Source organism: Rhizobium sp. NLR16a (genome assembly GCF_017948245.1).
Classification (GTDB): Bacteria; Pseudomonadota; Alphaproteobacteria; order Rhizobiales; family Rhizobiaceae; genus Rhizobium.
Genome location: NZ_CP072865.1, coordinates 1,150,118 through 1,162,563, shown reverse-complemented (window position 1 = coordinate 1,162,563; position 12,446 = coordinate 1,150,118). Strand labels below are relative to the sequence as shown.

Sequence of the window (12,446 nt, the reverse complement as noted above, 5' to 3'; positions counted from 1 at the left end):
AAATGAAACCGCCCCGATAACAGGCGTCATTGTTTCCGCAGTTGCGTGGCCGGAGACTGCCGTTGCGGCAGGATTGGATATTGCTGAAAAACGCCTATTCGGCCGCTTCCAAGAACTGGTTCTCGCCCGACGAAGCGGCAAGCGCCCGAACCTTGGCTTCCGTCTTGGCAATCAGCTGATAGAATTCGTCCTGTGCTTCCACATCCAGCTGAATGACGGCATTGACGTCATCAGGGGTATCGCAAACACAGGCAACCGCCGAAATTGGACAGATGCCGCCGGGATAACGCTTACCGGTCCCCGTGTAGGCACGACGGCCCCAGCGCTCGGAATACACCGTTTCCTCCCGATCGAGATGGAGGATCGTGCCTTTACAGGCGGTCACGATGGCCGCCTTGCCGTAGGCGAACCAATGATAATTCAGCTTCCGGAGAATATATTTGCCAGTGATGTCTTCGCCAGCCAGTTCGGCAGGGTCTTCTATCATTCGGATCATGAGAGCGTCCTCAACATGAGAGCAATATCCGTCATCTCTACTTGCCTCGCAAGTCAAAAAGTGCAGCTTTTGTAGTAGCTTAGTCACAAAGTGTTTCTGATTCTTACATCTTGCACGCGCCAGGCAGCTTGCTGGCCATGCAATCCATCGTCGAATTTCCTGCCTTTGCACCCGATTCCGCCTTTTCCAGCGGGCAGCCAAGCCGCCTTGCGTTTTCCCGTTGAGGCCCAATATATGAAACCTGGATCGGCCAATCAGCCGTCGGATGACGGCTCAACTGGTCCGCCGGTTCACACCAGCAGGAGTGCCCCATGGTCGAAGCCGTCAACCGCATCTCCTCCACGGCCGCGTCCGAGCCCACCAAGGTCGGCATCAGCACCTCGATCGGCTCGGAACCCGACAATGCCTGGGTTGCCGCCCGCCAGTCGCAGATCACGGCCGATCAGCACGCATCCAAGGGAGCCGCGGAGACGAATGGTGCGGGCACTCTTGTTCCGCATGCGGATCTGCTTGTCGACCACGAGGAGCATCCACGAAAGCAGCATGGGCATGCGCGATCGGGCGAAGGGGAAGAGGCCGGCGAAGACGCGGAACAGCCGCTCCTGTCTGGTGAAAGCGAGCGGATCGGCACCCGCAATTTCGACGACGATACGCCTTTCGGCGAGCGCGTCGCCATCCTCTGACGAAGTCCCGCTCCGCCGTGTCACAGCCCGTCCACAAGCTGAGCTTCGATCGCCGCCTTGTCGATGACCGACCAGACTTCGATGATTTTTCCGCCGCGAAATTCGTAGATCACGTTTTCGGTAAAGGAAAGGTGCCTGCCGTTCACATCCAGCCCGAGAAATTTTCCTTTCGGCGAACAGTCGAAGCCCAGACGGCAGGCAACGTAAGGCGGATCTATAAGAAGCATTAGCACATTGAAAGAAAGATCGGGAATCAGATCGAAATCCCGCACCAGCATGGCGACATAGCCCGCAAGTCCAAGCCGCCGGCCATTACGGACCGCATCCTCGTCGACGAACTGGCCGAGATCGGGCCAGTCCTGCCGGTTCAGGCAGGCGATGTAGCCTCGGTAAAGATCGGCAAGTTCGGCTTTGGTCACGAACGAATTCCTTGCTCGGCTGAAGCATTCGGCAGCGGCGGCGAACGCGCCGACTCGCGGCTTTCAGCTCAGGAGAACTCGCCGGCGCGGGGACCGGCAAGCGTCACGCGCCAGCCTGTGCGCGACTGGAAATCCTGGGTGGCCAAAAACGTGTAACCCGTCGTGCGCCAGGGCTTCACGGTGCTGGTCAGATTGTCGAGCACATAATCGCCGCCGGCCGTGCGGGCAATCAGAACGACGTGGTTCTGATCATGCGGTCCGATCACCACGGAAAGCGCCAGCCTGTTCGATGGAAAACCCGCCTCGATCAAGTCCTTCATCTTCTGCAGCGCATAGTCCTCGCAGTCGCCACGGCCGGCAGCTGGCAGTGACCAGACATCCCCATTTCCGGATGACGAGCGATCTTCCGCCGAAACGATACGTCCGTTTACGGCACGATTGACCTTTTGAAGAAGCGCTATTCCCGCCTGCTCGTCCAACTGTTGCGCCACCGTCCTGCCGCACAGCCACTTGTACTTGGCGCAGGCCGCAGCGAATCCCACCGGTGCGCCGATGCTTCGCGTCACGGGCAGCGATGATCCCGCAACTGCCTGAAAATGCGGAACAATTACCAAAAATATCGCAAGAGAAAGGAGACGCTTCATGGCCGATTCCTTCTGTTCGTAATGGGAAAATATCACGACCAGTATAAAAATTTATTAAAATTTTATACTTGCGAATTTAACTCTATTTGGCGATAGAAACAGATTAACCATTGTTTATTCTTCATGTTAATCCCTTGTTAGTATAAGTCTTCTCCCCATTAACGGTTAATTAACCTTGGGAGACGAGTGAAATGATCAGCAGAGCAGCAAAATTCAGCCTCGCTGTGGCGTCCCTTCTGGCAAGCAGCAGCTTGGCGACGGCAGCCCCCACAGTCGTTAACTGCAAGGCCGCAGTCCGCGGCACCCTCGAATACAGGCTGTGCATGCCCACGCGGACAGTACAGACCGACAGCAAATTCGGTCCGAACGATAAGGATCGCAGCAGCCATGACGCCGGTGGCAAGAAGACTTCCAGCACCAGCTCGCACGCCATCAATGGCAACGGTGGCAATGGCGGGGACAGTAAAGACGTCGGCCAAAATGGCGGCAGCGGCGATCAAAGCGGCAGCGGCGACCAAGGCGGCAGCGGCGATCAGGGCGGCAGCAGCGACCAGGGCGGTAGCGGAGATCAGGGCGGTACCGGCGATCAGGGCGGTAGCGGTGATCAGGGCGGTACCGGTGATCAGGGCGGCAGCGGCGACCAGGGCGGCAGTGGCGACCAGGGCGGCAGCGGCGACCAGGGCGGCAGCAGCGATCAGGGCGGCAGCGGCGATCAGGGCGGTGGCGGCGATCAGGGCGGCAGCGGCGATCAGGGCGGTGGCGGCGATCAGGGCGGTAGCGGCGATCAGGGCGGTAGCGGTGATCAGGGCGGTAGCGGTGATCAGGGCGGCAGCGGTGACCAGGGCGGCAGCGGCGACCAGGGCGACAAGGGCGATAAGGGCGACAAGGGCGGCAAAGGCGACAAGGGCGACAAGGGCGGCAAGGGCGATAAGGGCGACAAGGGCGGCAAAGGCGACAAGGGCGACAAGGGCGGCAAGGGCGACAAAGGCGACAAGGGCGGCAAAGGCGACAAGGGCGGCAAAGGCGACAAGGGCGGCAAAGGCGACAAGGGCGGCAAGGGCGACAAGGGCGACAAAGGCGACAAGGGCGGCAAGGACCACGATGATCACGGCCGCGGCAAAGGCGGGAAGGATCACGACCACGCCAAGGACGAACCCGGTAAGGGTGGAAAAGACCATCACGGCGGCAGCAAGGACGGGGAAGATCACGGCCACGGCAAGGGCGGCAACGACGGCGCGAGCAGCAGCGGCAATGACGGTGCCGGCAAGGGCGGCAACGACGGCGCGGGCAGCAGCGGCAATGATGGCGCCGGCAAGGGCGGCAACGACGGCGCGGGCAGCAGCGGCAATGACGGTGCCGGCAAGGGCGGCAACGACGGCGCGGGCAGCAGCGGCAATGACGGCGCCGGCAAGGGCGGCAACGACGGCGCGGGCAGCAGCGGCAATGACGGCGCCGGCAAGGGCGGCAACGACGGCGCGGGCAGCAGCGGCAATGATGGTGCCGGCAAGGGCGGCAACGACGGCGCGGGCAGCAGCGGCAATGACGGCGCCGGCAAGGGCGGTTCCGGCAAAAACTGATCGGAACGATTGAGGCGGTCTGCCCGCGCCAGTCCGCTGGCCGGCAGAGCGGGCCAACCCCTCTTTCCTGATGCTCGCGCTTGTCGCGAGCATCTCCCTGCGGTCGCACCAAGCAGATCCTCGAAGCCAGCGCGAGGCTGACTCGGACGGAAAAAGGTTGTCAGCACGTGGAGGGCCGGTTTGCCGGCCTTATCCTTTTGAGCGCTCTGTTGTTTGCAACGGGACGGCTCCCCGTCTTACGCCCCGCAGGCCTCGCACAATCCGCGAATCTCGATCGTGGTCTTCTCGGGCTTGAACTTCTGCCCGCGCACCCAGCTCATCAGCCGGTGGTCGACCTCGTGGTCGTGGAATTCCATCACCTGGCCACAGCTTTCGCAGATGGCAAAGGCGACGATGCCGTGGCTGTGGCAATTGTCGCCCGGATGGGCGCAGGCGACGAAGGAATTGATGCTTTCGAGCCGATGCACGACACCATATTCGAGCAGCTTCTCCAGCGCCCGGTAGACCTGCAGCGGCGCGCGAAAACCATGGTCGCGCAGCTTGTCGAGGATGGTATAGGCGCTGAGCGGCCCCTCGGCCTTCTCAAGCACCTCGAAGACCAGCGACTGGTTCTTGGTGAGTTGCGGTGTTGTCATGAGCCTTGTCCTTGCGCGAGCGCGCGGCGCCTGACGGGAAGCAGGCTGAGAATGAAGAGGATCAGCGCCGCGACCACGATCGAAGGACCGGACGGCGTGTCGTAGGTCAGCGAGCCGAACAGCCCGCCAACGACGGCGGCCGCTCCGATCAGCGAGGCCAGCACAGCCATGATCTCCGGCGTGACCGAGAAGCGCCGCGCCGCCGCCGCCGGAATGATCAGCAGCGAGGTGATCAGCATGATGCCGACGATCTTCATGGCAATCGCGATGACGACGGCCATCAACAGCATGAAGAACAGCCGCGCCCGCTCGGGTCTCAGCCCCTCGGCCTCGGCAAGCTCGGCATTGACGGTGGCCGCGAGCAGCGGCCGCCAGAGCCAGGCGATCGCCGCCAGCACGAACAGCCCGCCGCCCCAGATCAGCGCAATATCGGTGGTGGACACGGCGAGGATATCGCCGAACAGGAAGGCGATGAGATCGATTCTGACCCAACTCATGAAGGCGACCATGACGAGGCCGATCGCCAGCGTCGCATGCGAGAGGATGCCGAGCAGCGCATCGGCCGACAGCGCCTGGCGCTTCTGCAGGAAGAGCAGCAGCACCGAGACGAGCGCGGCGACAGCGAAGACGGCTAGCGTCAGGTTGAATTCGAAGAGCAGCGAAAGCGCGACGCCGAGCAGCGCCGAATGGGCGATCGTATCGCCGAAATAGGCCATGCGCCGCCAGATGATGAAGCAGCCGAGCGGCCCGGTCGTCAGCGCCAGCCCGACGCCGGCAAGGATGGCGCGCACGAAGAAATCGTCAAGCATGGCGGCCCTCCCCGCTGCGGGAATGGGCATGTTCATGAGCATGATCGTGCCCATGATGATCGCCATGAGCGTGGGCATGCGCATGCCCATGATCTTGGCCATGTGCATGCTCACGGGAATCGTGAGCGTGCTCATGCGCGTGATGTCCATCTTCGGGATGGCAATGGTCGGTCACTGAGCCGTCCGCATGCAGCACGCGACCATCCGGCAGGTGCGTGTGGTCGTGATGATGGCTGTAGACGGCGAGCGTCTGAGCCGCCCGGCTGCCGAACAGGCGCACATATTCCGGGCTGCGGCTGACGGCCTCGGGCGTGCCGCGGCAGCAGACATGGCCGTTGAGGCAGATCACCGTATCGGTCTCGGCCATGACGACATGGAGATCGTGCGAGATCAGCAGGACGCCGCAGCCGCTGGCGTTGCGGATCGATTTGATGAGGTCGTAGAGCGCGATCTCGCCGGAGAAATCCACCCCCTGCACCGGCTCGTCGAGCACCAGCAGGTCAGGCTTGCGGGCAATCGCCCGGGCCATCAGCGCCCGCTGGAACTCACCGCCGGAAAGGTGCTGCACCTCGGCGCCAATCATGTGGGCAATGCCGGCGGCTTCGAGTGCGGCCTGTATGTCGCGCTCCGGCAGCGGCCCGGTCAGCGTCATCAGTCGGCGCACCGTCAGCGGCAGCGTCCAGTCGATCGAAAGCTTCTGCGGGACATAGCCGACCTTGAGGCCGGAGAGGCGCTCCACCCTGCCCTCGTCCGGCTTCAGCACACCGATCGCCGCCTTGGCGCTCGTCGATTTGCCCGAGCCGTTCGGCCCGATCAGCGTGACGATTTCGCCGCGCGAAACGGAAAATTCCACGCCGCGCACCAGCCAGCGGCCGCCGCGCAACACGCCGACATTTTCGAGCGAAACCAGCCGTTCGCCCTTGGTATTTGCGGGAGAGAGCATCAAATTTTCCGAAAGCGCTGTTGCATCCTGCTATTGCACACGTTATAGCATAACGCAATTGATGTAATAACATAACATTTGTAATTCAAGCGGAGCAGATGATGAAACGCGCCTTGGGGCCTGCCCTGAAAACCCTGGCCCTCAGAATTTCGGCTGCCCTCGCCATCCCGGTCCTCGCGATCCCCGCCCTGCTCTTTGCCGGGACAATGCGGGCTGCCGATGCGCCCGTCGTCGTCACATCGATCAAGCCGATCCACTCACTGGTTGCGGCGATCATGCAGGGCGTGCGCGAGCCGGAACTGATCGTCGATGGCGCCGCCTCCCCGCACACCTACAGCATGAAGCCCTCGAACGCGCGGACCTTGCAGGAGGCGAAGGTCGTCTTCTGGGTCGGCCCGAACCTGGAGGCTTTCCTGGAAAAGCCGCTCGAGACGCTGGGCTCGAACGCCAGTGTCGTCGAACTCGACAACGCTCCAGGACTAACCAAGCTGCCCTTCCGCGAAGGCGGCGCCTTCGAGCCGCATGACGACGGGGACCACGAAAGCGCCCCCGAGCATGCGGATGCCGCCGAAGATGACCATGGCCACGATCATGCGGCTGAGCCCGGACATGACAGTGGCCACGCGCATCACGATGATCATGAAGAGCATGAGCACGGCCACGGCGCCTTCGACACGCATCTCTGGCTCGACCCGATGAATGCCAAGGCGATGGCGACTGTCATCACCACGACACTGGTCGCCGCCGACCCCGCCAATGCACTGACCTATCAGGCCAATGCCAAGGCGCTTGACGATAAGCTGACGGCGCTGGACAAGGAGATCGCCGCCACCGTCGCCCCCGTCAAGGACAAGCCTTTCGTCGTCTTCCACGACGCCTACCAATATTTCGAGAACCGTTACGGCATCCGCGTCGCCGGCTCGATCACCGTCAGCCCGGAAACCATTCCCGGCGCCGAGCGCGTGTCGGAAATCCACCGCAAGGTCGGCGAACTCGGCGCAACCTGCGTCTTTGCCGAACCGCAATTCGAGCCGCGCCTCGTCAAGGTCGTCATCGAAGGCACGAGCGCCAAATCAGGTGTGCTCGATCCGGAAGCAGCGACCCTCAAGGCCGGCCCCGATCTCTACTTCACCCTCATGCGCGGCATTGCCGACAGCATGAAGGCCTGCCTCTCCAGCGCATGACATTCATGCGACGCGCGGGAGCGCCTTGATAAAAGGCCTCCCGGGGAGAGCTGAGGCGGAAAGAGGCGGATGACCCCGTTCCGCCTTTTTTCGTCGCCACAGATGTAATGATATAACATCAAATATCGATCCGATGAGGTTCCCATGGACAACAGACTTCCGGTCACGGTACTCTCCGGCTTTCTCGGCGCCGGCAAGACGACCCTGCTCAACCATGTGCTCGCCAATCGCGAGGGCCTGCGCGTCGCCGTGATCGTCAACGACATGAGCGAGGTGAACATCGACGCCGCACTGGTGCGCGATGGCGGCGCCAATCTCTCTCGCACGGAGGAACAGCTGGTCGAGATGACCAACGGCTGCATCTGCTGCACTCTGCGCGACGACCTGCTGAAGGAGGTGCGTCAGCTCGCAGATCAGGGCCGCTTTGATTACCTGCTGATCGAATCCACAGGTATCGCCGAACCCCTGCCCGTCGCCACCACCTTCGAATTCAGCGACGAGAACGGTGAAAGCCTGTCCGATGTCGCAAGGCTTGATACGATGGTGACCGTCGTCGATGCCGCCAATCTGCTGGCCGACTATGCCTCGGCCGATCTCCTCGCCGACCGCGGCGAAACCGCAGGCGACGGCGACAACAGGATGATCGTCGACCTGCTGGTCGAGCAGATCGAATTCGCCGATGTCGTGGTGCTGAACAAGATCGGCACGGCAAGCGACGAGCAGCGCGACGCCGCACGCAAGATCATCATCGGCCTCAATCCGGATGCGAAGCTGATCGAGGCGGATTTCGGCAAGGTGCCGCTCGCGGAGGTGCTTGGCACCGGCCGTTTCGACATCGAGAGGGCCGAGACCCATCCGCTCTGGTACAAGGAACTGCACGGCTTCAGGGATCACGTGCCGGAGACCGAGGAATACGGCATTCGCTCCTTCGTATATCGCGAGAAGCGGCCCTTCCATCCGGCAAGATTGCAGGCTTTTTTCGATCGGACATGGCCGGGCGTGGTGCGCGCCAAGGGCTTCTTCTGGCTGGCGACCCGACCGCACCATGTCGGCGAGATCAGTCAGGCCGGCGCGATCGTGCGCACCGGCAAGATGGGCCTGTGGTGGGCTTCCGTGCCGCGCGAACAATGGCCCGACGCGCCCGGTTTCCTCAGCGCCATCGGCCCCTATCTCGACCCCGTATGGGGCGACCGTCGCCAGGAAATCGTCTTCATCGGCGCCGACCCGATGGACGACGCGTGGATCAGCAGCGAACTCGACGCCTGTCTGGTGGAAAGTGATGCCTTCACACCTGAACGCTGGCGCAACCTGCCCGACCCCTTCGCCAGCTGGAGCCGGCAGGCGGCATGAAGGCGACAGCGATCAAACGATATCGCTGCGTCTGCGAGGAATGCGATCCGTTGCCGCCGGTCGAGGGGCTGCATCCGTCGACGCATGAGGGCGATGTGAAGGTTGATGCCGAAGAGACTGCTTGGCATCATCGCCGCTGTGCGCCGGAAGGTTTAGGGCAGGCGTCACCTCACCCACCCTCATCCCTGTGACGAGCACAGGAATGAGGAAGGCGGGGAGAGCGACTGTGCTTATCCCTTCACCGCCCTCATCCATTCCCAATCGGCGTTTTAGTTTAATTTTACACACTCCAGTGAACTGCCGTTCTTCCCGACACGACGCGATCGACGCATAGTCCCGAAGATCGGATTCGATTTTGTGCGGAATTGGGCGCAGATTCAAATAACGGAGCGCTGCTCCGCACCTTCGATCGAGCGCCTGGGGCCATTGGATCCGTCGTCCGGGATCGCTCGCCTTAAAGATGATGGAGGAAATCATGCCCGGCATCAGCATGCGTTATATCGTTGACGACGTCGACGCCGCGTTGGAATTCTACACGCGGCATCTCGGCTTTTCGGTCGCGCTTCACCCGGCCCCGAGCTTCGCCATTCTGACGAGGGACGGTTTTCGTCTGCTCGTCAGCGGCACAACCGGACCGGGCGGAGCCTCCCAGGCGATGCCGGACGGACGATGGCCGGAGCCCGGTGGATGGAACCGCATCCAGATCGAAGTCGCCGACCTCGAAGCCGAAGTCACTAAGCTGCGCCAGGCGGGCGCGCATTTTCGCAACGACATAGTCCAGGGCATCGGCGGCAAGCAGATCCTGCTGGAAGACCCGGCCGGAAACCCTGTCGAGCTCTTCGAAGCGCCGAAGCGATAAGCGCCGCGGCATCGCAAGAATGGCGGCCGCGCCTTGCCAGCTCTGTGCGAGCGTGTAGTTTCGGACTCGCATCAATTCAGGGGTAAGCAAAATATGTCCGAATCCGCGGGCGGGCTCTTCGACTTTGTCGGGATACTAGCCGTGTTCTTTCTCGTCGCTGCCAATGGCTTCTTCGTCGCCGCAGAATTCGCACTGGTTTCGATGAGGCGCAGCCGTGTTACCGAGCTTGTCGCGGCCGGTCGCATGAACGCCTCCGCTCTCCAGCGCGCCATCGACAATCTCGATGCTAATCTCGCCGCAACCCAGCTCGGCATCACCATCTCGTCGCTGGCTCTGGGCTGGGTAGGCGAGCCGGCGCTCGCCCATCTGATCGAACCGCTGCTCTCCTGGCTGCCTGAACCGTGGGCGACAACCGGCGCCCATACCGTCTCCATCGTCATCGCTTTCGTCATCATCACGGCGCTGCACATCGTGCTCGGCGAACTTGCGCCGAAAAGCCTGGCGCTGCAGCGCAGCGAGGCGACCTCGCTTGCCGTCGTGCGTCCCCTCGGCCTCTTCCTGCTATTGTTCAAGCCGGCGATCTTCACCTTGAACGGTATGGGCAACCTTGTGCTGCGGGCGGTCGGCCTTCGCGCCGGAACCGGAGAATCCTCGTTCCACTCCCCGCAGGAGTTAAAGTTGCTGGTCGCCGAGAGCCAGGAGGCCGGTCTTCTGAACCAGGTGCAGCAGCAACTCGTCGAGCGGGTATTCAACATCGGCGACCGGCCGATCTCCGACATCATGACCCCGCGTCTCGACATCGAATGGTTTGATGCCGACGACAGCGAGGCGGAGATTCTGAAGACGATCCGAGAGTGCAGCCATGAGCAGTTGCTGGTCGCCCGCGGCTCGATCGACGAACCGATCGGCATGGTGTTGAAGAAGGATCTTCTCGATCAGGTCCTCGACGGCGGCAAGGTCAGGCCGCTGGAGGTGATCAAGCAGCCCCTGGTGCTGCACGAGGGTAGCAAGGTCGTGCGCGTCATCGACAGCTTCAAGGCGTCGCCCGTTCGCCTCGCCATCGTCGTCGACGAATATGGCAGTCTCGAAGGCATCGTCACCCAGACCGACCTGCTCGAAGCCATCGCCGGCGATCTGCCGGGCGCCGACGAGGAGCCCGACATTGTCGTGCGGGAAGACGGTTCGCTGCTGATTGACGCGATGATGCCGGCCTTCGACGCCTTCGAACGGCTGGGCCTCAAGGATCGCCCCGACGCCGATTTTCATACGCTGGCGGGCTTCGCGCTGCATCAGCTCCAGCATATCCCGGAAGCCGGCGAAACCTTCCTCTTCGAAGACTGGCGCTTTGAGGTGCTCGACATGGACGGCATGCGCATCGACAAGATGCTCGCAACCCGCGTTCCCGCCGAGGGAACAGAGGCCTGATCAGTTTATCGCCAGCGTCCAGAGCATGCCAGCGATCGCACAGCCGAAGAGCGTCGTGATAACCGAGGTCTTGAAGCGGAAAAGTGCGATGGCGGCGGCGACAGAGAGCGCGATCGCCGCCGGTACGGCAGATTGCAGCTGTGGAATATCGAGCCGCAGGTTTCCGAAACTGACCTGCGCGACTTCGGCAAACAGCGTATGCAGGCCGAACCAGATGGCGAGGTTGAGAATGACGCCGACCACCGCCGCCGTGATCGCCGACATTGCCCCGGCAAGCGCGACATTGCCGCGCAACTTTTCGATAAAGGGCGCACCAAGGAAGATCCAGAGGAAACAGGGCACGAAGGTTACCCATGTCGTCAGGATCGCAGCAAGGGTGGCGGCAAGCATCGGATCGAGCGAGCCGGGATTGCGAAAGGCGGCCATGAAGCCGACGAACTGGAGCACCATGATCAGCGGCCCCGGCGTCGTCTCGGCCATGCCGAGACCGTCCAGCATCTCGCCCGGCTTCAGCCAGCCGAAATGCTGCACGGCCTCCTGCGCGACATAGCCGAGCGCGGCATAGGCGCCGCCGAAGGTGACGACCGCCATCTTGCTGAAGAACAGGCCGATCTGGCTGAAGACGTCACCTGGGCCGAAGAACGCGTAAAGGGTGGCGACCGGCACCAGCCAGAGGGCGAGCAGTATAGCTGATATGCGCATCGACCAGGCGAGGTTGGCGCGCGCATGCGCCGGAATACCCTCGCCTAGCGCCGATTCCGCATCCGACAGCATCGCGCCGCTTGCGGCCTTATGGCCGCCGCCCGCCTTGAAGGCGTCGAGACCGAGCCTGCCGCCGAAGAAACCGATGATTCCGGCGGCCAACACAATCAGCGGGAACGGCACGTGGAGGAAGAAGATGGCGACGAAGGCCGCGGCCGCCACGGCAAGCATGACGCGGTTCCTCAGCGCCCGGCTGCCGATGCGGATGACGGCCTGCACGACGACGGCAAGGACGGCCGCTTTCAGGCCGAAGAACAGGCCGGCGACGATGCCGACGCTGCCATAGGCCGCGTAGATGTAGCTGAGGCCGAGGATCGACAGGAAGCCCGGCAGCACGAAGAGCACGCCGGCAACGAGACCGCCCAATGTGCGGTGCATCAGCCAGCCGATATAGACAGCGAGCTGCTGCGCCTCGGGGCCAGGAAGCAGCATGCAATAATTCAGCGCATGCAGAAAGCGGTGCTCGCCGATCCATCGCTTCTCGTCGACGATAATGCGGTGCATGACGGCGATCTGGCCGGCCGGGCCGCCGAAGCTCAAGGCGGCGACGCGCAGCCACACCCGGAACGCCTCCCCAAACGAAACGCCGTGGTGATGCCCCTCGCCCGCGTCCTTCTTGCCCGCCTGTCCGGCGGGCGCATTCTCCGTCATGTCGACCAT

13 protein-coding genes are annotated in these 12,446 nt (G+C 62.6%); 6 read left to right on the top strand and 7 right to left on the bottom strand.

Annotated elements, in window-relative coordinates; genetic code table 11:
- Positions 1-94: 94 nt before the first annotated feature.
- Positions 95-496 carry a hypothetical protein gene (locus J7U39_RS05400; protein WP_210630817.1) on the bottom strand — a complete coding sequence of 134 codons (402 nt, stop codon included), beginning with the start codon at positions 494-496 and terminating at the stop codon, positions 95-97.
- A gap of 311 nt (positions 497-807) precedes the next feature.
- On the opposite strand from J7U39_RS05400, the gene J7U39_RS05395 reads away from it, so the two are divergent.
- Positions 808-1,179: a hypothetical protein gene (locus J7U39_RS05395; protein ID WP_210630816.1), complete on the top strand. Its 372-nt coding sequence runs from the start codon at positions 808-810 to the stop codon at positions 1,177-1,179.
- 20 nt (positions 1,180-1,199) lie between these two features.
- On the opposite strand, the gene J7U39_RS05390 is transcribed toward J7U39_RS05395, so the two are convergent.
- Entirely contained in the window at positions 1,200-1,598 is a 399-nt protein-coding gene (locus tag J7U39_RS05390; protein ID WP_210630815.1) for an ester cyclase, read from the bottom strand.
- A 68-nt stretch (positions 1,599-1,666) separates the two neighbouring features.
- A complete protein-coding gene (locus J7U39_RS05385) occupies positions 1,667-2,242 on the bottom strand; it encodes a transglutaminase-like cysteine peptidase (protein WP_210630814.1) in 576 nt (191 codons plus the stop codon).
- Between the two features lie 191 nt (positions 2,243-2,433).
- On the opposite strand from J7U39_RS05385, the gene J7U39_RS05380 reads away from it, so the two are divergent.
- Positions 2,434-3,819 carry a hypothetical protein gene (locus J7U39_RS05380; RefSeq protein WP_210630813.1) on the top strand — a complete coding sequence of 462 codons (1,386 nt, stop codon included), beginning with the start codon at positions 2,434-2,436 and terminating at the stop codon, positions 3,817-3,819.
- A gap of 236 nt (positions 3,820-4,055) precedes the next feature.
- On the opposite strand, the gene J7U39_RS05375 is transcribed toward J7U39_RS05380, so the two are convergent.
- Genes J7U39_RS05375 through J7U39_RS05365 form a run of 3 tightly spaced genes read right to left on the bottom strand, consistent with a single transcriptional unit; the run spans position 4,056 to position 6,206 of the window.
- Positions 4,056-4,454 carry a Fur family transcriptional regulator gene (locus J7U39_RS05375; RefSeq protein ID WP_210630812.1) on the bottom strand — a complete coding sequence of 133 codons (399 nt, stop codon included), beginning with the start codon at positions 4,452-4,454 and terminating at the stop codon, positions 4,056-4,058.
- On the bottom strand, positions 4,451-5,263 hold the full coding sequence (locus J7U39_RS05370) for an iron chelate uptake ABC transporter family permease subunit (RefSeq protein WP_210630811.1): 813 nt from the start codon (positions 5,261-5,263) through the stop codon (positions 4,451-4,453). The genes J7U39_RS05375 and J7U39_RS05370 overlap by 4 nt, the downstream gene beginning before the upstream one ends.
- A complete protein-coding gene (locus tag J7U39_RS05365; RefSeq protein ID WP_210630810.1) occupies positions 5,256-6,206 on the bottom strand; it encodes a metal ABC transporter ATP-binding protein in 951 nt (316 codons plus the stop codon). The genes J7U39_RS05370 and J7U39_RS05365 overlap by 8 nt, the downstream gene beginning before the upstream one ends.
- 101 nt (positions 6,207-6,307) lie before the next feature.
- On the opposite strand from J7U39_RS05365, the gene znuA reads away from it, so the two are divergent.
- From znuA to J7U39_RS05345, 4 genes are all read left to right on the top strand, one after another.
- Complete coding sequence (gene znuA, locus J7U39_RS05360; protein WP_210630793.1) at positions 6,308-7,390, top strand: zinc ABC transporter substrate-binding protein ZnuA; 1,083 nt, start codon at positions 6,308-6,310, stop codon at positions 7,388-7,390.
- A 144-nt stretch (positions 7,391-7,534) separates the two neighbouring features.
- Complete coding sequence (gene zigA, locus J7U39_RS05355; RefSeq protein WP_210630791.1) at positions 7,535-8,740, top strand: zinc metallochaperone GTPase ZigA; 1,206 nt, start codon at positions 7,535-7,537, stop codon at positions 8,738-8,740.
- A gap of 475 nt (positions 8,741-9,215) precedes the next feature.
- On the top strand, positions 9,216-9,599 hold the full coding sequence (locus J7U39_RS05350; protein ID WP_210630789.1) for a VOC family protein: 384 nt from the start codon (positions 9,216-9,218) through the stop codon (positions 9,597-9,599).
- A 93-nt stretch (positions 9,600-9,692) separates the two neighbouring features.
- On the top strand, positions 9,693-11,024 hold the full coding sequence (locus J7U39_RS05345; RefSeq protein WP_210630788.1) for a hemolysin family protein: 1,332 nt from the start codon (positions 9,693-9,695) through the stop codon (positions 11,022-11,024).
- Here the strand turns inward: J7U39_RS05345 and chrA are convergent, their stop codons facing one another.
- Positions 11,025-12,446: a chromate efflux transporter gene (gene chrA, locus J7U39_RS05340; protein WP_210630786.1), complete on the bottom strand. Its 1,422-nt coding sequence runs from the start codon at positions 12,444-12,446 to the stop codon at positions 11,025-11,027. It abuts the gene before it with no gap.

Excerpts from the sequence above, each read along its gene's own strand:
- J7U39_RS05400 (WP_210630817.1), bottom strand. The coding sequence starts at position 496 with ATGATCCGAATGATAGAAGACCCTGCCGAACTGGCTGGCGAAGACATC.
- J7U39_RS05395 (WP_210630816.1), top strand. The coding sequence starts at position 808 with ATGGTCGAAGCCGTCAACCGCATCTCCTCCACGGCCGCGTCCGAGCCC.
- J7U39_RS05385 (WP_210630814.1), bottom strand. The coding sequence starts at position 2,242 with ATGAAGCGTCTCCTTTCTCTTGCGATATTTTTGGTAATTGTTCCGCAT.
- J7U39_RS05380 (WP_210630813.1), top strand. The coding sequence starts at position 2,434 with ATGATCAGCAGAGCAGCAAAATTCAGCCTCGCTGTGGCGTCCCTTCTG.
- J7U39_RS05375 (WP_210630812.1), bottom strand. The coding sequence starts at position 4,454 with ATGACAACACCGCAACTCACCAAGAACCAGTCGCTGGTCTTCGAGGTG.
- J7U39_RS05370 (WP_210630811.1), bottom strand. The coding sequence starts at position 5,263 with ATGCTTGACGATTTCTTCGTGCGCGCCATCCTTGCCGGCGTCGGGCTG.
- J7U39_RS05365 (WP_210630810.1), bottom strand. The coding sequence starts at position 6,206 with ATGCTCTCTCCCGCAAATACCAAGGGCGAACGGCTGGTTTCGCTCGAA.
- znuA (WP_210630793.1), top strand. The coding sequence starts at position 6,308 with ATGAAACGCGCCTTGGGGCCTGCCCTGAAAACCCTGGCCCTCAGAATT.
- zigA (WP_210630791.1), top strand. The coding sequence starts at position 7,535 with ATGGACAACAGACTTCCGGTCACGGTACTCTCCGGCTTTCTCGGCGCC.
- J7U39_RS05350 (WP_210630789.1), top strand. The coding sequence starts at position 9,216 with ATGCCCGGCATCAGCATGCGTTATATCGTTGACGACGTCGACGCCGCG.
- J7U39_RS05345 (WP_210630788.1), top strand. The coding sequence starts at position 9,693 with ATGTCCGAATCCGCGGGCGGGCTCTTCGACTTTGTCGGGATACTAGCC.
- chrA (WP_210630786.1), bottom strand. The coding sequence starts at position 12,446 with ATGGTCGACATGACGGAGAATGCGCCCGCCGGACAGGCGGGCAAGAAG.